The organism is Roseovarius tolerans (genome assembly GCF_028885395.1).
In the GTDB taxonomy this organism is placed as follows: domain Bacteria; phylum Pseudomonadota; class Alphaproteobacteria; order Rhodobacterales; family Rhodobacteraceae; genus Roseovarius; species Roseovarius tolerans.
Window position 1 is genome coordinate 2,729,136 of the sequence record NZ_CP118494.1, and the last position, 19,086, is coordinate 2,748,221.

The 19,086-nt window shown below is 63.1% G+C and carries 18 protein-coding genes; 15 read left to right on the top strand and 3 right to left on the bottom strand.

The genetic code is table 11. The features are described from left to right. Position 1: 1 nt before the first annotated feature. From PVU19_RS13440 to PVU19_RS13480, 9 genes are all read left to right on the top strand, one after another. On the top strand, positions 2-811 hold the full coding sequence (locus tag PVU19_RS13440) for an amino acid ABC transporter permease (RefSeq protein WP_274789920.1): 810 nt from the start codon (positions 2-4) through the stop codon (positions 809-811). A 9-nt stretch (positions 812-820) separates the two neighbouring features. Then, positions 821-1,567, top strand: a complete 747-nt coding sequence (locus PVU19_RS13445; protein WP_050663014.1) for an amino acid ABC transporter ATP-binding protein — start codon at positions 821-823, stop codon at positions 1,565-1,567. Positions 1,568-1,675: 108 nt separating this feature from the next. After that, on the top strand, positions 1,676-2,134 hold the full coding sequence (locus tag PVU19_RS13450; RefSeq protein WP_050663013.1) for a rhodanese-like domain-containing protein: 459 nt from the start codon (positions 1,676-1,678) through the stop codon (positions 2,132-2,134). A gap of 184 nt (positions 2,135-2,318) precedes the next feature. Further along, entirely contained in the window at positions 2,319-3,329 is a 1,011-nt protein-coding gene (locus PVU19_RS13455; RefSeq protein ID WP_152911644.1) for an efflux RND transporter periplasmic adaptor subunit, read from the top strand. Positions 3,330-3,332: 3 nt separating this feature from the next. Next, positions 3,333-6,464, top strand: coding sequence for an efflux RND transporter permease subunit (locus PVU19_RS13460; protein WP_050663011.1), 3,132 nt, complete (start codon positions 3,333-3,335; stop codon positions 6,462-6,464). 3 nt (positions 6,465-6,467) lie between these two features. Further along, the gene (locus tag PVU19_RS13465) at positions 6,468-8,315 is read left to right on the top strand and encodes a glycerophosphodiester phosphodiesterase (RefSeq protein ID WP_050663010.1); all 1,848 of its coding nucleotides are present in this window, start codon (positions 6,468-6,470) and stop codon (positions 8,313-8,315) included. Between the two features lie 26 nt (positions 8,316-8,341). Further along, positions 8,342-8,860: an HdeD family acid-resistance protein gene (locus tag PVU19_RS13470; protein WP_050663009.1), complete on the top strand. Its 519-nt coding sequence runs from the start codon at positions 8,342-8,344 to the stop codon at positions 8,858-8,860. A 10-nt stretch (positions 8,861-8,870) separates the two neighbouring features. Beyond that, positions 8,871-9,380: a DUF308 domain-containing protein gene (locus PVU19_RS13475; RefSeq protein WP_050663008.1), complete on the top strand. Its 510-nt coding sequence runs from the start codon at positions 8,871-8,873 to the stop codon at positions 9,378-9,380. 34 nt (positions 9,381-9,414) lie between these two features. Next, positions 9,415-9,780 carry a hypothetical protein gene (locus PVU19_RS13480; protein ID WP_050663007.1) on the top strand — a complete coding sequence of 122 codons (366 nt, stop codon included), beginning with the start codon at positions 9,415-9,417 and terminating at the stop codon, positions 9,778-9,780. A 21-nt stretch (positions 9,781-9,801) separates the two neighbouring features. Here PVU19_RS13480 and PVU19_RS13485 read toward each other — a convergent pair whose 3' ends face one another. Then, on the bottom strand, positions 9,802-10,746 hold the full coding sequence (locus PVU19_RS13485; RefSeq protein WP_160316364.1) for a ligand-gated ion channel: 945 nt from the start codon (positions 10,744-10,746) through the stop codon (positions 9,802-9,804). 297 nt (positions 10,747-11,043) lie between these two features. Between PVU19_RS13485 and PVU19_RS13490 the strand changes: the two genes are divergently transcribed. Both PVU19_RS13490 and PVU19_RS13495 read left to right on the top strand, forming a co-directional pair. Beyond that, entirely contained in the window at positions 11,044-11,415 is a 372-nt protein-coding gene (locus PVU19_RS13490) for a cupin domain-containing protein (RefSeq protein WP_050663005.1), read from the top strand. A 51-nt stretch (positions 11,416-11,466) separates the two neighbouring features. Then, complete coding sequence (locus tag PVU19_RS13495; protein WP_050663004.1) at positions 11,467-11,682, top strand: polysaccharide deacetylase family protein; 216 nt, start codon at positions 11,467-11,469, stop codon at positions 11,680-11,682. Positions 11,683-12,036: 354 nt separating this feature from the next. Here the strand turns inward: PVU19_RS13495 and PVU19_RS13500 are convergent, their stop codons facing one another. Further along, positions 12,037-12,921 (bottom strand): LysR substrate-binding domain-containing protein, encoded by an 885-nt coding sequence (locus PVU19_RS13500; RefSeq protein WP_050663003.1) that lies wholly within the window; start codon positions 12,919-12,921, stop codon positions 12,037-12,039. 209 nt (positions 12,922-13,130) lie between these two features. Here PVU19_RS13500 and PVU19_RS13505 point away from each other — a divergent pair, with 209 nt between their 5' ends. The 4 genes from PVU19_RS13505 (at position 13,131) to PVU19_RS13520 (ending at position 16,765) form a co-directional block, all read left to right on the top strand. Further along, on the top strand, positions 13,131-14,120 hold the full coding sequence (locus PVU19_RS13505) for a type 2 periplasmic-binding domain-containing protein (RefSeq protein ID WP_050663002.1): 990 nt from the start codon (positions 13,131-13,133) through the stop codon (positions 14,118-14,120). 66 nt (positions 14,121-14,186) lie between these two features. Next, the gene (locus PVU19_RS13510) at positions 14,187-14,690 is read left to right on the top strand and encodes a TRAP transporter small permease (protein WP_050663001.1); all 504 of its coding nucleotides are present in this window, start codon (positions 14,187-14,189) and stop codon (positions 14,688-14,690) included. A gap of 3 nt (positions 14,691-14,693) precedes the next feature. Then, a complete protein-coding gene (locus tag PVU19_RS13515; protein ID WP_050663000.1) occupies positions 14,694-15,995 on the top strand; it encodes a TRAP transporter large permease in 1,302 nt (433 codons plus the stop codon). Then, a complete protein-coding gene (locus PVU19_RS13520) occupies positions 15,971-16,765 on the top strand; it encodes an alpha/beta fold hydrolase (RefSeq protein ID WP_082237639.1) in 795 nt (264 codons plus the stop codon). The genes PVU19_RS13515 and PVU19_RS13520 overlap by 25 nt, the downstream gene beginning before the upstream one ends. 18 nt (positions 16,766-16,783) lie before the next feature. Here PVU19_RS13520 and PVU19_RS13525 read toward each other — a convergent pair whose 3' ends face one another. After that, the gene (locus PVU19_RS13525; RefSeq protein ID WP_050662999.1) at positions 16,784-19,045 is read right to left on the bottom strand and encodes a mechanosensitive ion channel domain-containing protein; all 2,262 of its coding nucleotides are present in this window, start codon (positions 19,043-19,045) and stop codon (positions 16,784-16,786) included. Between the last annotated feature and the right edge of the window lie 41 nt (positions 19,046-19,086).

Genomic DNA, 19,086 nt, shown 5'->3' on the forward strand with positions numbered 1-19,086 from the left:
GATGAAGCCTTTCAAACCGCGCGAGCCGGAACCGCTGCTCGGTTTTCGACCCTGGCACATCGTGGTGATCGCACTTCTGGTCTTTTTCGGGCCATCCCTTGCCTTTGCTCAGGCAGGCGTGCCGCTGTTGACCCCGTTTGCTGTTCTTCTCGATTGGGTGCCCTTGTTGTTGCAGGGCTTCATCTTCAATCTCGCCATCTCATTTCTCGCGATGGCCCTCGGAACGGCGCTCGGCACGTTGCTGGGGCTCGGACAGATATCGCTCTCACGGGCGACACGCGGCGTCTCTTGGTTCCTCACACAGTTCTTTCGCAACGCCCCTTGGCTGGTCCTGCTGTTCTTCGCGATGTTCCTTTTACCGTTCGAGATCAACCTGCTGGGCGTTTCAATACCGTTCCCCGACTGGTTCAAAGCCATTCTTGGCTTGTCGCTGCCGGTGATGGCGAATGTCTCCGAGATCGTGCGCGGGGCTGTCAAATCACTGCCCAGCGGACAGTGGGAAGCCGCTGAAAGCCTCGCATATTCGCGGCGGCAAACTCTATGGCTGATCATCCTGCCGCAATGCGTCAAGCGCATGCTGCCGCCCTGGATGAATCTCTATTCCGTTCTGACGATGGCAACGGTTCTGGCCTCGATCGTCGGCGTTTCAGAGGTCATGACCCTGACCGGACAGGCGCTCGCCGCAGAAGGCGGTCGTCCTGAATTGCTGGCGCCGTTCTACGGGTTCGTCCTCTTTTTGTTCTTCGCCTACTGTTATCCCATCGCACGTTTCACCGTTCGGCTGGAACGCAAATTCGCAGTCATCAACTAAGGAAATGAAATGAGTTGGACCCCTGCCGAACCGATGGTCTCACTGAAGGACGTCCACAAGTCCTTTGGCACACTCAAGGTTTTGAACGGCGTATCGATTGATGTGATGAAAGGTGATGTGATCTGCATCATCGGCCCATCAGGGTCCGGCAAATCGACACTGATCCGCTGCGTCAATGCGCTCAACGACATTCAGCAGGGATCTATCCTCGTCGAGGGGCAAGAGGTGAACGACCCCAACCTGGACAAGCTGGAGTTGCGCAAGAAAGTCGGCATGGTGTTTCAGCAATACAACCTGTTCCCGCACAAGACCGCGTTGCAAAATGTCATGATGGCACCGGTGCGCGTGCTGAAACAGGACAAGGCAAAGGCTGAAGCGACCGCACGGGCGTTGTTGAAAAAGGTCCGTCTCGAGGGCAAGGAAGGTGCGTATCCCGGCGAACTCTCCGGAGGGCAGCAACAACGTGTCGCTATCGCACGATCCTTGGCAATGCAGCCTGACGTGATGCTATTCGATGAGGTCACCGCAGCACTTGACCCCGAGACCGTCGGTGAGGTCCTGCAGACCATCAAGGATCTGGCCGAAGAGGGGATGACCTGTATCCTCGTCACCCACGAGATGGCCTTTGCCCGAGAGGTCGCAGACCACATCTACTTTACAGATCGCGGTATCATTGTCGAACACGGCCCGCCGGAGACCTTCTTCAAGAACGCCCAGGACCCCCGCACCAGGGAGTTTCTCAGCCAGATCCTCTGATGCATGTCCCACAGCCACGGTGCTTGCCGTGAGTTGGAGGTGCAACGGGTTAGCGAATAGTCGACTAGCGTCGCGCACGCTGTGTGGGCACTCAGACTGTAGGAAAGAATGAAGACATTCACCACTGCTTTTTCGGCCGCACTTATCGCTGGTGCGGCGCAGGCTGACCCTACAGTGGGGATCACGAAATCGATGCCTCAAGTGACCGTGCAGACCGAAAGTGGCCCGCAAGTGATCGGCCGCGTTCAGGATCCTTCTAACGAGATTACCGGCCAGTGGGCACGCACCTCGCGCCAGTGTCCGGAATTCTGCATCCAGGCGATGAGCCCGGCCCCGGACGTGTCAACGATCGGGGGGCTTGAGCTTCTGGAGATGTTACAAGACCCAGGGTCAGTGGTCGTGGACAGCCGGACGCCCGACTGGTTTCAGGGTGGCACGATCCCCGGCGCGATCAACTTCGCTAGTGGCCCAAGGTGTGGGTCTATCGATTTCGAACGAACGTCGGACCTGCCCTCGGTAGTGGTTCTGAGCGCGTGGCCAAACGCCATTCTCATGAGCGAGGTTTGAACAGGGCGTTCAGCAAAAATTGAGAATGCACGTTTTCAGGTGACTCCTGAGACCTATCGGGTATCGTTCGGGCAGCGATTTTGCGCTTGATGGGGTGAAAAAGATTAGAACACTTTTATTGTCAGTTGCTGTCGCATCCCTTGGCAGTGCCGTAATTTCACAGGAAGGCGCGCCGCCCGCAGCCGTGGTTGCAGTCGAGGCGATGACGCGCGATCTTGCGGAAACCTCTGATTTCAACGGTCGTCTGGATGCCAATCGCCGGGTGGCGCTTGTCGCGCGCGTGTCTGGCGTGATCGAGGAGATCGGATTTGCTCCGGGTGTCGAGGTGACGCAGGGCCAGACACTATTCGTCATCGAGCGCGATCTTTATGAGGCGGCGGCGCGCGAGGCCGAGGGTGCGCTGCGCGCGGCGCAGGCGCAGCGTGATCTGGCGCAGATCGAACGGGACAGACAGGGAGAACTCGTCGCGCGCGAGGCCGGGGCGCAGGCGCGTCTCGATCAGGCGGAGGCCGCGCTTGCGACCGCGGAGGCGGATGTGCTGCGGCTCGAAGCGTCACTCGACCGGGCGCGCACCAACCTGTCCTATACGGAGATCAAGGCGCCTTTCGCGGGCCGTATCGGCGACAGCGCGGTGGACGAAGGCGGGCTTGTCGGGCCGGATGCAGGCGCGCTGGCGACGTTGGTGCAGCTTGATCCGATCCATGCCGAATTCGCGGTGCCGACCGCGGTGTTGCGGGATTTCCTCGAACGGGTCGAACGCGGCGAGGCCTCGAAAGAGGCAGCGGTCAGCCTGACGCTGGCCAATGGCACGGTCTATGACGCGCCGGGCGATATCGATTTCGTGGACAGCCGGGTCAATTCGGGCACCGACAGCGTGACGCTGCGCGCACGGTTCGCCAATCCCGATGGGCGTTTGCTAGATGGTGAACTGGTGCGCGTGACGCTGACCTCTGACACGGCCGAGGGCGAATTGGCGATCCCGGCGCAGGCGGTGCAGCGAGACATTCAGGGGGCCTTTGTGCTTGTGGTGGGCGAGGGCGATGTGGCCGAACAGCGCCGCGTCACCGTGCGCCGCAATGCGCAAGGCTTTGCCGTTATCGCCGAGGGCCTGAGCGAGGGCGAGCGCGTGATCACCGAGGGCGTGAACAAGGTTCGCCCCGGCAGCGCGGTCGATGCCGCCGCACCCGAGGGCTGATCCATGCTGGCAGATACCTTTATCAAGCGCCCCCGCTTTGCCGGGGTGATTTCCATTGTCCTTTTCCTTGCCGGGTTCATCGCGCTGACCAAGATGCCGGTGGAGCAGTTCCCCGATATCGTGCCGCCGCAGGTCTCGGTCACCGCCGCCTACCCCGGGGCCGGGGCCGAGGTGGTGGAGCAGACCGTCGCACAGGTGATCGAGGATCAGGTCGTGGGCGTCGACGACATGATCTACATGTCCTCGACCTCGGGCGCGGATGGCACCTATATCCTCAGCATCAGCTTCGAGGTGGGCACCGATCCCGATATCGCCACGGTGAACGTGCAGAACCGGGTGTCATTGGCAGAGCCGCTCTTGCCATCAGAGGTGCGTCAGACCGGCGTGAAGGTCGCCAAGAAATCGTCGTCGCTGCTGATGGGCATCGCACTTTATGCCGAGAGTGACGCGCTTACGGGCCGTGATCTTACGAACTATGCCCGGCTCAACCTCATGGACCGGCTCAAGCGGGTCGAGGGGGTCGGCGATGCCTCGATGTTCGGGTCCAATGAATTTGCGATGCGTGTCAATCTGGATGTGGACCGGCTCGCGGCGCTGAACCTAACGCCCGCCGATGTGAGCGCTGCGCTGCGCAGTCAGAACCTTCAGGCCGCCATCGGGCGCGTCGGCGGACAGCCGGTGACCGAGGATCCGGGGTTGCAGCTCAACCTCTCGACCAAGGGGCGGCTGTCGAGCCCCGAGGAATTCGGTGCGATCATCCTGCGCGCGGGCAGCGATGGCAGCGTCGTGCGGGTGCGCGATGTGGCAGAGGTGACGCTGGGCGAGAAAAGCTCTGATGTCGTGACCAGTTTTGATGGCAAGCCAGCGACGCTGATCGGCCTCTATCTTGCGCCGGGTGGCAACGCCATTGCCGCCGCCGACGCCGCCAAGGCGATGATGCAGGATGTGGCAGCAGGATTCCCCGACGGCATGGCCTATGACATCGTCTCGGACAGCTCCACCTTCGTCAAGGAAAGCATCCACGAGGTGCAAAAGACCCTGATCGAGGCTTTCGTCCTCGTGGTGATCGTGGTGTTCATCTTTTTGGGTTCGCTGCGCGCCACGCTGGTACCGCTGATTGCCGTGCCGGTAGCGCTGGTCGGCAGTTTCGCGGTGATGCAGGCGATGGGCTTTTCGCTCAATACCGTGTCGCTTCTGGCAATGGTTCTGGCCATTGGGATCGTGGTCGACGACCCCATCGTGGTGGTCGAGGCGGTCGAGGCCAAGATGGAGGAAAACCCCGGGATGACCCCGGCCGAGGCCTCTTCGGCGGCGATGTCCGAAATCACCGGCGCGATTGTCGCAACGACGCTGGTGTTGCTGTCGGTCTTTGTGCCGGTGGCGTTCATTCCGGGAATATCCGGGCAGTTGTTCCAGCAATTCGCAGTCGCCGTTTCGGTGTCGATGGTGATCTCAGCGATCAACGCGCTGACCCTGTCGCCCGCGCTCTGCGCGATCCTGCTCAAGCCGCATCACGGGCCGAAAAAGGGAATAATGGGGCGGATTTCTCGCAGCATCGACGGTGCGCGCGACGGTTATGCGCGGATCGCCGGGTCCATCGCGCGGCGGGCGGTGCTTGGGCTGGCGCTGCTGATCGGGGCCATTGCGCTGACCGGCGGGCTGTTTAAGGCGGTGCCGACGGGGTTCCTGCCGTCCGAGGATCAGGGCTCGTTCATCGTCGAGACGCGCCTGCCCGAGGCGGCTTCGGTCAACCGCACCATCGCGGCGCAGCGCGAGGTCGAAGAGATATTGCTGGGTCTGCCGGGGGTCGAGTCCGTCACCTCGGTTGCGGGCTACTCGCTGCTTGATGGGATCACCAAGTCGAACGCCGCCTTTGCGCTTGTGTCGATGCAGGAATTCGCCGAACGCACGAGCGAAGAGACAAGCGTGTTCAACGTGATCGAGCAGGCCATCCGGCAGGGCGCGGCGATCCGGTCGGCGCAGGTGATCGCGTTCAACCTGCCACCCATCGCCGGGCTTGGCACCGGGTCGGGTTTCGAGATGCAACTGCTCGACACGCAGGGGCGCACGCCGCAGGAACTTGCCGAAACCGCGCGGGGGCTTTCGTTCGCCGCCAATGGCAGCCCGACGCTGTCGGGCGTCTACAGCACCTTCTCGGCCAACAGCCCGCAGCTTTTCCTCGAGATTGACCGCGAGCGGCTCTATGCGCTGGGCATCCCTGTCTCGGACGTGTTTGCCGCGCTGCAACCGACGCTCGGCTCGGCCTATATCAACGATTTCAACCTGTTCGGCCGCTCGTGGCAGGTGCGGATGAGTGCCGCACCCGAGTATCGCGACGCGGTGGACGATATCGCGCGGATTCAGGTGCGCAGTGCCTCGGGCAAGATGGTGCCCATCGGGGCATTTGCCCGTGCCGACTATATCACCGGGCCGATGTCGCTCTCGCGCTACAACAATCAGCGCGCCGCCAAGATCAGCGGCAACCCCGCGCCGGGTCTGTCATCTGGGGCCGCGCTGGCGGCGATGGAAGAGGTGGCCGAGGCCAATCTGCCGCCGGGCTTTGATTACGAGTGGACCGGCACCGCGTTGCAGGAAAAGCAGGCGGCGGGGCAGACGACGATGATCCTCGTGCTTGCGATGCTCTTTGCCTATCTGTTCCTTGTGGCCCTTTACGAGAGTTGGACAGTGCCGGTGCCGGTGATGCTATCGGTGGTGTTCGGCGTGGCGGGGGCGATTGCGGCGCTGCTCTTGGCGGGGCTGCCCTTTAATATCTACGCGCAGATCGGGCTGGTGGTGCTGTTGGCGCTGGCGGCGAAGAACGCCATCCTGATCGTGGAATTCGCCAAGGCACGGCGCGAGGCGGGGGAGACCATTCTCGATGCCGCCGTGCAGGGCGCGGGCGCGCGGTTCCGGGCGGTGATGATGACATCTTTCGCCTTTATCGCCGGGCTTATCCCGCTGGTAACGGCGGAAGGTGCCTCGATGCTGTCGCGCCGCGCCGTCGGCACGGGCGTGGCAGGCGGCATGCTGGCGGCGGCACTGGTTGGCATCTTCGTGATCCCGGCGCTCTACGTGATATTCCAATCCTTGCGGGAGAGATTGAAAGGGCACAAATCCACCGAAGCGGAGACCTGACCGGTGGGGCTGCACGCGGTCCTTCCGGCCTATCGTCGTGCTTTGTCGGACGTGCTGCTGTTCACGGCGCTGCATTTGAGTGTGCGGTTGGCTGTCTCGGTTCTGATGCTGCCGCTTGCAGGGGTGATCCTCGGCCTTGCGCTGCGCTGGTCGGGTGATCCGGCGCTAACCGATCAGGATATCGCGGGCTTTGTGCTATCCCCCTTGGGGGCGCTTGGCGCATTGGCCGTGGCGGGCGTTCTGATTGTCGCAGCGGTGCTCGATCTTGCATTGATGACGGCGGCCTTGCGGCAGCCCGTGACTGGGCTCCGGCCCACGCTTGCGACGGTCTGGAGGCTAGTGCTGCCCCGGTTAGGGGCGGTGTTTGGCGTTGCTCTGCGGCTGGTGCTGCGGGTGGCGCTGCTGGCCCTGCCGTTTCTGGCGTTGGGCGCGGCGGTGGCGGTGCTCACACTTCGGGCGCACGACATCAACTATTACCTGACCTACTGGCCGCCGGAGTTTCTGCTGGCTGCAGGTGCGATCGGCACGCTCGTCCTGATCATGGCGGGGCTGCTGGTCTGTCGGCTATCGGGCTGGGCGCTGGCCCTGCATCTGCGGCTGATCGACGGGGTGCCCGCGCGCGACTGCTTTGCGCAGAGCGAGGCACATCTGGGCGCGCGGCGCGGCGCGGTGATCCGGCGCATCCTTGGCTGGCTTGCGCTGCGTTTGGCGCTTGCCGCCGGGGTCGCGGCGCTGATTGGCGTTTTCGGGTCGGGCGCGCAGGCGCTGGCGCTGCCAAGCCTCACCGGGGTCGTGCTGGCCGCGCTTCTTACGCTCGCTCTTTGGTCGCTGGCCAATGCGGTTCTGGCAGCGGTGTCCAACGGCGCGCTGGCGGTGCTGTTGGATGATTTGCATCGCAGCGTAGCCCCCAAGGTTCTGGCACCGCAGCAGGACAGCGCGCCGGGCGGCGCTGCACTGGTTCTGACCGGGCTTGCCATCGCGGCGGGCGTGGCGGGTTTGGGCGCGGTTACGGTTCTGGGCGATCTGGCGGGGCGTCTTGCGGCACCGCAGGCGGTCGAGGTCATCGCGCATCGCGGGGCGGCGGCGGCACGGCCCGAGAATACGCTGGCCGCTGTGGAAAAAGCGCTCGAGGATCACGCCGACTGGGTCGAGATTGACGTGCAGGAGATCGCCGACGGCACCGTGATCGTCACCCATGACAGCGATTTCATGAAACAGGCGGGCGTGCCGCTCAAGGTCTGGAACGCGATGCCCGAGGATCTGGCGCAGATCGACATCGGAAGCTGGTTCGATCCCGCCTATGCGGAGGCCCGGGTGCCCACATTGCGCGACGTGCTGGAGGTGGCCAAGGGGCGCGGCCAAGTGCTGATCGAGTTGAAGTATTACGGCCATGATGAGCGGCTGGAAGAGCGTGTTGCACAGATCGTCGAAGAGACCGGCATGGCGGATGACGTGATGATCATGTCGCTCAAGCGGGCGGGTGTGGCGAAGATGCGCGCCCTGCGCCCGGACTGGCCGATGGGCATCCTCGCGGCGCGGGCAATCGGTGATCTGAGCGCGCTCGATGCCGAATTTCTGGCGGTCAATACCGGGCAGGTCTCAGGGCATCTACTGCGCCGCGCGCATGCGGCAGGCAAGCAGGTCTATGTCTGGACGGTGGACGACCCGCGCGCCATGTCGCGGATGATTTCGATGGGCGTGGACGGGCTGATCACCAACAAACCCGCACTGGCGCGGCAAGTGATGAAAGAGCGAGCCGCGCTGTCACTGGCGGAGCGGATTTTGTTGTGGCTGAGCGACCGGTTGCGGCTCGAGAGTTTCGATCTGGTGGCAGAGCCTTCGGAGGCGTAGATTTTAGCAGTTTCGGGAGACATACAATGAAGAATTCCATCCTGTTGCTCGGCATCGGCGCCCTGTCGCTGATCGGTGGCCTCATCGCCCTGTTGAACCCGCTGGCAGCGACGCTGACGGCGGAACTTCTGACCGGGTATCTTTTTATCGCCATCGGTGCGCTCATGCTGGTCTCGATCTTTGCCGATGACAGCTGGGGCTCGCGGTTGTTGTCGCTCGTGCTGGGCGCTGCGGTTCTGGCCATCGGTGTCAATCTGGTGAGCAACCCGTTGCAGGGCGTGCTGCAACTGACGGTCGTGGTGGCGCTGCTGATGCTGTTCATCGGCGTGTTGCGGATCATCTTCGCGTTTCGACTACCGGGTGGCGGGCTCCGGCTGGTGTTGATCCTGTCGGGGATCATCTCGCTGGCTTTGGGCGCGATGATCCTGACGAGCTTTCCGTTCTCAGCGGCGGTGGTTCTGGGTATCCTGCTGGCGATCGAGCTGATTTCGAACGGAATTTCCCTGATCGTTCTGGGCCTTGCCGCCCGGGACCAGACAAACTGAGGAGGCGGTGATGAAAAACTGGCTATGGTGGCTATTGGCGGGGCTGGTCGCGTTGGCGGGCGGTGTGCTGGGCCTCATCAATCCGAATGCCGCGCAGATCACCTCGACCACCATCGCGGGATGGGCGTTGGTGCTGATGGGGCTTTTGCAGGGACGCGCAGCCTGGAAATCCTCGGCCTTTCGCGAACGGGCCGGAGCCGCGCTCTTTGCGGCGGCGGGGCTGTTTCTGGGCCTGTCGCTGCTGATCGGACCGATCGGCGATGGCACGCTGCTGCGCTGGTTTCTGGGTGGGCTGCTGGTTATAGGCGGGCTGGCCAAGCTCTGGATCGGACGGCGTTACCAGACCGATCCGCTGTTCTGGGCGGTGCTTGTGGCGGGTGCGCTGTCGATTGTGCTGGGTGCGCTTGTTCTGCTGGGCGTTACGCTGCAACTGGGCGTGATCCTGTCGCTGGAACTTCTGGGCAGCGGGGCGGCGCTGATCGTGATGGCCTTGCGGCTGGAGAAACCGGCGATACGATGAGCACCGGAAGCGACAATCTCGAAAGGAATTCATTATGAGAGCGAAAATACTCCTGTCCGCGGCGCTGCTGGCGCTGCCATTGATGGGATCGGGCGAGGCACAGGCGCGTAGTCTTGGCAAGATCCTCTACGACTCAGGCTTGTCGCAGAGCGACCTGTCGGCGATGGAAAAAGCCGGAAGCCAACTGGTCGAGCCGCTTGGGCAAACCGGTGACGCGCGCCGCTGGAGCAACCCTGCGAGCCGCTCCAAGGGGGCGGTCACGCTGGGTCGGATCGACGGGAACTGTGCCGAACTCGTGCACAGGGTCAGCACGGTTAAACGGCCCGAGCCTGCCACCTTTCGCACGTGGCGCTGTCGCACGGCAGACGGCGGATGGCGCGTCAGCCCGGGACCGGAGTGACCGCGCCCAAAGCTACGCGGCTCAGCGCATACCCCGCAACGCGAGTGCGGCCCATCCGCCAATGAGCAGAATGGGAAAGACCACGCGCGCCACGCGATCAAGTTGAAGCGCACGTGCTTCCTTGCCGTTCACGACATGAAGCCCGGTCACCAGCGCCTCGGCGATGGCGAGAAACACCATCGCGATGGACCATATCAGGATCTGGTCCAGAACCGTCAGATAGCCTAGCGGGGGCAGGGCCCCGGCGACCGCGAGATTGAAGGCGATCACCGTCAGCATTGACGTTGCCCCGAGACCGATCTGAAACTCGAACCTGCTTGGCGGCACCCAGAAGATCACCCAGGACATCGCAACCACGAAGAAGAGCGGCAGCATGATCCGGAAAAGGTAGTAGTTGACCTCGCGTTCCGCCGCGATGGTCAGGTGCAGCATGCTTAGACTGCGCCCGGTCTCGCGCAGTTTCGCGCTCTCTTCCCCAAGCGTCAGACCGGTGACGTGCCAACCCGAAATATTGAACCTGTCGGACAGCCATGTATTCGCCTGATCCGGCACGAATTTCAGCGTCTCGACGCCGGTTTCGACCGGCATGAAAGTGATGGTGAAGTCATGTGCGTCAAATGGGAAACTGCGCAGGTTGTGATAGGTCGAAATCTCGCCGAAGAACCGCTGCCGGTAGGTCACGCGACCCTCGGCACCGATCACCACCTGATCGCGCGCGTTATTGAGCGTGGTGCGCAGGTTGGACGAATTCCGCAAGATGATGTCGGGCGTCCAAACCTGTGATCGGGCGAACCGGCAGCCTTCAAGCGATTGCAATCGTGGATCCCGCCAGACCAGCATCGCGCCGATGTCGACATTGATTTGCTGGCTCACATCATCGACGCCCAGCATGTCGAGCACCGTAAAGGAAGCGTCTACCTGAACCGGGCCGCCATGTTCCGGCTTAGGGGCGACGTCGGTCCGCATGTCCGGTAATGTGCACGCCATGACACTCGCCGCCCCCAGCAAGATAGCACCAATGCACGTCAATACCCCTGCAAGCCACCGATCCATGCCGTCCCCCTGATCCTTTTTCTGAACAGAATACTGTCCCGGCCAGCCCACGCAGGCAAGAAAATCAGCACCTGCAGGTCATGGAACCCTTCGCCGTCGCTCAAAACGCGTTTTCAAATCCGAACAAAGTTTGTAGCCTTCGTGCAATTGATACGTATGGGCACGCTCTGTCGAATGTGCCAGCATTCAGAGTAGGAGATCGAAATTACCATGCGGATTATGACCTTTTCGAATGACGGCAAAGGCGGCACACAGTTCGGCCATCAAATGGTGGACTTTCAGTCGGGGCTAAGCGGTTTTGTTGTAAGCTCCCAGATGATGTCCGCGGCTAGGCCATGCAAGCGCTATTTCTTCACCGAGTTGCCGCCTGGCTTTGCAAGCAGCAAGGACTTTTCAAGTCGCAGCCAGCTTTGTGTTTTGCTTTCGGGCGAAGTGGAACTGAGTTCAAGCACAGGTGATACGGAGCGTTTGAGTGCCGGAGGCGTTATGCTTTTGGACGATACCGATTACGAGAATCCCAGTCGGGAAATCCGGGTCCTTGGCGATGAAGCAGCGCACATCTTGGTAGTGCAAACTGAATAGGCGCGACGGCGTCATCACATTAAGCAATAAGTAACATCTGGGGCTAGCCCGATGGGCAACATACTCGGCGACGGTCTATTTGACCCCAATGCCGACAGCTACGGGCGCTACAACGCCAGCCACGGCATCCCGTGGCTGGTCTCGATCCTGGAGCATCACTATATCCCAGTCACCCTGATGACCTCCGGGCTGGTGGCCGCGACCTTTCCCGAACAGCTCTGCTCGCACTCCGTCGAGCGAAAGGCTTGTATAACTCTCACCTCGTGACACAGTCGAAAAGTTGCTTCGCGCCGCGCAGCATATGTCCCGCCAACATATCGCTAACTCTGTCAAATTCCTTTATCCACAGAACTTTAAGTGCAAGTTACATCCAGTTCGCGCCAAAACTGAGGTCGGTAGACAGTGCTCTTTGGTTCGATAAACCTGTCGAACCTGAACTTGATTGGCTTGGCTGGAAATTCGGCCCGTAAAACAGTGCTCTTTTGACGGAAAATCAATAACTTGGCTAGCAGCGTCGGTCTTCGGGAGTCAGGGGCCGGAGGTTCGAATCCTCTCACTCCGACCAATGAAACAAGGCCCCTCACGGGGCCTTTTTTGCGTGCGAAACGCGCCCCCGACCCGTCAGAACTGCGCCCAGATCGTCTGACCCAGCGTGTCGAGCCGTTCGGGCGAGCAAAACAGCGAAATGGTCATCGTCGCCGTCCAGTCGCGCCCGCCGAGCCGCACCAATGTGCCGTCCTCCAACTCCTGCCGGATCGAGAATTCCGGCAGCCACGCCATGCCCGCCCCCGCCAGCGTGCGCCGCTTCAGCGCCTCGGCCAGCGCATCCATGTAGCGCAGGTCGAGCGCGGGGCGGCGGTTGCCAATGGTCTGATCGACCACCGTGCCCAGAAACGTGTTGGGATCATAGCTCAGATAGGGCACCTCGCGCCCGGCGCGCGCAGGCAGCGTCCAGCCATGCCGCGCCGCCGCCTCGTGCTGAGCCACCGGAATCAGCCGCTCCTCGCAGATATCCTTGCGCTTGAACCGGGTCTCGTCGAGGATCGGGGCCACGTCCTGATGCCGGTAATAGAGCAGGAATTCGCAGCCCCCCTCGCTCAGCAACTGGCAACAGGCGGTCAGGCTGTCGGAAATCACCCGCGTGCGCATATCAGGGTAATGCCGCTCCAGTTCCGCCATGCGCGGCTGCAGGAAATTGACCGAGATCGCGTGCAGCGCCGCGAACCTCTGAAAGCTCGCATTGCCGCGCGCGCGTTCGCGGATCGCCTGCCGCGTGTCGGTCAGATCCGCCACCGTCTGCTGCGCCACCGGCAGGAATTGCCGCCCCGCCTCCGACAGTTGCACCGGGTAATTGGCCCGGTCAATGAGCGGCACGCCGATCCAGTTTTCCAGCGAGCGGATGCGACGGCTGAACGCCGATTGGGTGATGTTGCGCTCGTCCGCCGCGCGGGTGAAATTCAGCGTCCGCCCGAGACAGACGAAATCGCGCAGCCAGTTGATGTCCATGACAGCCCCCCGATGAGATCAGATTGCGCCAGCAGCCCTCGTCATGCAAGATCGGAATAGTTTGATGAAATGTTTGAATTGGCCGACTCGCGCATCATCGGCCTAGCCTTTTTCCATTGGTCGTTTCCAACGCAGGCACCCCGCCTCTGACCATACTCAATGATGAAGGCCGCACGAACGGTCTCGCCCACCCCAACACGGAGAGAACCATGACATTTCCCCTCAAAGGACTGATCGCCGCCACGGCCCTCGGCACCACCATTGCCGCCCCCGCCGTGGCCGAAACCACCATCCGCCTCTCGACCTATGTCAACGAGGCCGACATCCGCTATGACGGCTTCGTGCATTTCGCCAAGCTGGTCGAGGAAAAGACCGGCGGCAGCGTCGAGGTGCAGATCTTCCCCTCTGCCACGCTGCATGGCTGGTCCGAAGGCGTCGATGCGGTGCAGGGTGGCGTCTCGGACATGAGCTGGATGCCCGCCGACGAACGCCTGCCCTGCTACCGCGTGACCTCGCTCTACCCCGTCGCCATCGACCTCGAAGGCCAGATCGAGATGGACGCCGCCTATGCCGATCTGGTCCGCGACGAGGCCGCCGCGATCAACCTCGTGCCGGTCTTCAACTCCAACTATTCCTACGATCAGGAATGGTGGTTCGAGGGCGGTATCGACGATCTGGGCAACCTCGACGGCAAGCAGGTCCGCTCCATCGGGCCGCTGGTCAGCCTGATGATCGAGACATGGGGCGGCGCGCCTGTCTTTGTCGCCCCCAAGGAAGTGTTCCAATCCGCCGAGCGCGGCGTGGTGGACGGCATCAACATGGGGGTCGCCACCTATTCCAGCTGGAAGCTGTGGGACGTGATGCCCTACATGGTCAACGCCAACCTCTTTTACGGCAACATCAACTACATGATGAACAAGGAAAAATTCGACAGCATGACGGCCGATGAACAGGCCGCCGTGATGGCGGCCGCGCACGAGACCGAGGAATGGCTGAAACCCCGCTACGAGGATTGGGTCGATCAGCGCGTCGGCACGGCGGTGATGAAGGGCGGCGGCGCGGCCGTCTCGATCTCTCAGGACAAGCGCATGGAACTCATCAACAGCGTGCAGGGCACCTGGAACGAGACCGTGGACGAGGCCTGCGGACCGGAACTGGCCGGTCAGATCCGCGATCTCTTCGCACAGCACGCGCCTTGACCCAAAAGGTGCCGCTGCCAGCGCGGCGGCACCCGCATCCCCATTTCCGGCAAAGGGAGGCTTGCCATGCAACCCGGTCTCGACCGATTGATCGGCCATGTGGAGCGTGCCGTGGTCTGGCTCGCTGCGGCCGGGGCCATCGTGGTCCTCGTGCAGATGGTGTGGATCACCTACGGCGTCTTCACCCGCTACGCGCTCAACGCCCCCGACCGCATGGTGACCGAGGCGACCGCGCTCTTGCTCTTTCCGGTGGCCTTCGCGGGCCTTGCCTACGCGATGAAGGAAGACGCCTATCCCAAGGTGACCATGCTGACCGACACGCTGCCCCCGATGGGGCGCAAGATCGCGGCACTGATCAATCTCTGCGTGATGCTGGGCGTGGGGCTATTCTTCTCGCTCGCGGGCGTGAGCGCCACGATCCGCTCGTTCAACTCGGGCGCCTCCTCGGAAATCCTGCTCTGGCCGCGCTATGCGTTCTGGGCGCCGGGCGCGCTCGCGCTGGTGCTGTTCTCGATCTACGCAACCCTGCGGCTGGTGAAACTCATCCGCACCCCGGCACAGGAGGTTTGAGCGATGGAATGGTATGAAGTCGGCCTCGGCCTCCTCGGCCTTTTGATGTTCCTGATCGCCATCGGCCTGCCGATCCCCTTCGCGCTGGCCGCCGCCTCCCTGCCCTTCCTGTGGCAAATCCAGTCCTTCGACACCTCCATCGTCTCGGCGGAGTTGAAACTTTGGGGCGTCTGGATCGACTATATCCTGCTGGCGGTGCCGCTCTTCGTCTTCTTGGGCGAGCTCATCGGCAAATCCAATATCGGCCCCAATCTCTACCAGTTTCTGCACCAGGGCGTGCGGGTGCGCGGCTCTGCGGCCTACGGCTCGATCGGGGCCTGCGCGGGGTTCGGCGCTGTCTGCGGCTCGTCCATGGTGGGCGCACTCACCATCGGCGGCGTCGCCCTGCCGGAGATGCTGCGCCTCGGCTATGGCAAGCGGCTCTCCTCGGGCGTTCTGGCCGCAGGCGGCACATTGAGCGTGCTCTTGCCACCCTCGCTGATCCTCTTGTTCTACGGCATCGTCACGGATCAGAGCATCGGCGATCTCTTTATCGCAGGCGTCATTCCCGGCCTGATCCTCGTCACCTCCTTCGCCATCGTCGTGCTGGTCTGGGGCATATTGAAGCCCGGCGACATTCCCGACAGCGAGGCGTCGGTGAAAATGGGCCTCCTCCAGATCGCCGCCACCATCGCGCCCATCGGCCTCATCGGCCTCGTCATCACCGTCGCGATCTATGCGGGCATCGCCACCCCGACCGAGGCGGCAGCGGTCGCGGCCCTGCTTACCGTGATCCTCGCCTTCGGCGTCGGCGGCCTCAAATGGCAGGGCTTCACCGACGCGCTCTTTGCCACCATGCGCACCATGGGCTATCTCGGCTTGCTGCTCTCGGCGGGGGTGCTCTTCGGGTTCGTGCTCACCTATTACCGGGTGCCGCACGAATTCACGCAGCTGTTCCTCAGCTTCGATCTCTCGCCCTACGTGGTGCTGACCATCGTGCTGATCTTCTACATCGCGCTCGGCATGTTCCTCGAGCCGGTCTCGATGACCTTCATCACCCTGCCCACGATCTTTCCGCTGATGTCCGCCGCCGGGTTCGATCTGATATGGTTCGGCGTGGTCTACACGATCACCATGGAAATCGCGGTGCTGACGCCACCCGTTGGCCTCAATCTCTATGTCATTCAGGGCATCGGGCGCGGGCAGGTGACCATCGGCGACGTGATCATGGGCTGCCTGCCCTTCATCGGCGCGCTGGTGCTGCTGATCGTCATCTTGATCCTCTTCCCGGAGACTGCCCTGTGGCTGCCCGAACAGATGCGCTGACCGCGCGCAGCGGTCTCAGCTACCGGCGCAAGGGGGCGGGCACGCCGCTGGTGCTGGTGCATGGTTATCTCGGCGGGGCGGCGCAATGGCAGGCGGAGATAGACCGCTTCGCCGACCGCTTCGACGTGATCGCCCCCGACCTGCCGGGCTATGCCGGGTCTGCAGCGCTGCCCCCCGCCGACCGGATCGCGCGCTTTGGCGCGGCGGTGGTCGATCTGCTGGACGAGCTGGGGCTGGGCCGCATCACTCTTCTGGGTCACTCGATGGGCGGGATGATCGTGCAGGACATGGCCGCGACCCATCCCGACCGCATCGCGCGGCTGATCCTCTACGGCACCGGGCCGCTCGGCCTCATGCCCGACCGGTTCGAGCCGCTCGACACCTCGCGCGACCGGGTCCGCTGCGATGGGGTGGCGCAAACCATCCGCCGCATCGGCGCGACATGGTTCCGCGAGGGCACGGCGGCACAGGGCTTCGGGATCGTCGCCGATCTCGGCGCACAGGCGAGCGAAGCCGCCGCTCTCGCCGGGCTCGACGCGATGAGCCATTGGGACGGGCGCGGCGCGCTTGTCCGGCTGACCATGCCGACGCTGGTGCTCTGGGGCGACGGCGACAAATCCTATCGCTGGCCGCAGGTGGAACTGCTCTGGCAGGGGCTGCCCGACGCCGCCCTCGCCGTGATCCCCGGCACGGCCCACGCCGTGCACCTCGAAAAACCGGCGCTGTTTCATGCCGTGCTCGACGATTTCCTGACGCCTGCCCGGCCTTGACCACCGCCCCCCGGCCCGTCAGGCCGGGGCGGTCGGCGTCTCCATGTCCACCTTGACGCTCTGGGTCTGGCCGTCTTTCGTTTCGCCGAAATAGACCGTCTGATGCGGGAACGGGATCTCGATATTGCGCGCGTCGAACACCGTCTTGAGCACACCGTTATAGGCCCGTCCGATGCCCCATTGCCGCCCCGGCACGCATTTGATCCGGGCGCGCAGCATCACCGCGCTGTCGCCAAAGCTGTTGACGCCGAACCATTCCAACTCGTCGAGGATACCGTCGGCCTGATCGGGATCGCCTTTCAACTCGGCAAAGGCATCGAGCATCGCCTGTTTCGCCTCCTCCACGTCCTCGCGGTAAGCGACGCCCATGTCGCAGACGAAATAGCCGTAATCCTTGACGTAATTCGACACCATGTCGACGGACGAGAACGGGATGATGTGAAACACCCCGTGCAGATCGCGCAGGCTGGCCGAGCGGATCGTCAACCGCTCCACCGTCCCGGTGACGCCACCGACAGTCACCACGTCGCCCACGTTCATCGCGTTCTCGAACTGGATGAAAATCCCGGTGATGATGTCCTGCACCATTTTCTGCGCACCAAAACCGATGGCAAGGCCCAGAACACCGGCCGAGGCCAGCAGCGGCGCGATATCAAGCCCGATCTCGGCCAGCACGAACATCAGCGTGATGATCACCAGCGCAATCGTCGCGGCATTACGCAGAAGTGTCAGAAGCGTGCGTTCCCGCGCCGTCGCCACGCTGCCGAACTCGGGGTTGAGCCGGTAATCCACCCACGACGTCAGCGCCAGCCACAGCCCGAACGACACCAGGAGCACCAGTGACACCGACAGGATCATCCCCGTGAAGCGCAACCCGAACTGGCTGACCAACCAACCGCGCAGGTCGATCAAACCGATTGCATTGAGCGCCAGCAGCACGACACCCGCAAAAATCACCAGGCGCAACACGAACAGCATCCGGGGCACGAACGCATTGAGCCGCCCCTGCAACAGCGGCACCCGGTCCGAGAGACGCGCAGGCAGGCTCACGCCGCTCACCATCGTCCGGCTGATAAAGCCCGAGGCGGCAAAGCCGAGCAGCCCGACCACCAGAACCTGCCCCGAGGCAAGGAACGTCTGAAACACCGCATCGCCGGGTCGCAGCATCACGATGACGAACAGCGCCAGCAGATAGGCCAGCGCCGGCCAGTGCCAGTGCCGCGCCAGATAGGCCAGCGCGCCCCGCGCCCGGCGGCCCCGCACGGGTGCAGGATCAGCCGTCCCCTCGGGTGCCGCAGCCCGGGGGCCCGCGTCATCGCCCAGCAACCAGTGTGTGACCGACCGGCGATTGCGCAGCACCAGCCAGATCGCAAAGCCCAGCACCGCGACCGCGATCAGCGCCGACACCGCGCGCCCCGCCGCGAACGAGACGTTGCTGTTGATGATCGGCACCACCAGCAATTGACCATAGCCCACCACCCCGACGATCAGGTTGATCCGCGACGACAGGTAAGACGCGGCCCGGTCGCCAATCGGCAGGGGTCGCAGCGAGGTCGCCGAGGGCGACAGCACCAGCCGCACCGCCACCTTGGCCATCTCGACCAGCAGGAAAGCATTGAGATAGAGCGTCTGCCTGATCCCGATCTGCCCGAACTCGCCCAGCGCCAGAATCGCCAGCGCATAGCCCGCGCCCCAAGCGAGGATGACGATCACCGCGTCGATCACCGCAGAGGCCGTGAAGAGCATCGCCGTGCGCGCCAGCCCCCCGTCGCGCGCCGACGCGCTCATGTTGGCATATAGCGATTTCCCCAGCCATCGCAGCGCAAAGAACACCACGACGGTGCTCGCGATTACCAGCGCCAGATCCTTCAGCGCCTCGACCAGAACCCCGGCCTCGCCGCCGCTCAGCCCGCCGAACACCTCGGGTGCGCGGGTCAATTGCCGCCAGAACCGCATGCCCCAGCCCACGACATCCTCGGCCGCCTGCTGCGTTACCAGCGCGATCCGCCGCCCAAAGGACGCGTCCTCCGGCGGGGCGGTCCCGTCCGAAAGCGTCTCCACGATCACATCACCGGGCGCGTCGGGCGGCACCGCATCCGCGCCGCGCAGCCGCTCTATCAACTCGGCACGCGCCGCATCATCCTCGATGACATCGAGCAACAGATCGACGCTCGTCCTCTGTCCGTTGGTCTCGGAGGACGCCCCGCTGCCGTCCTGCGCATGGGCTGCGCCAAACACAAGAAAGAGGGATACGAGTACGCTCGCCAACTGTCGCAACATGTAACGATACCTTTATTTTTTTGTTTCGACGGACTGCGGTC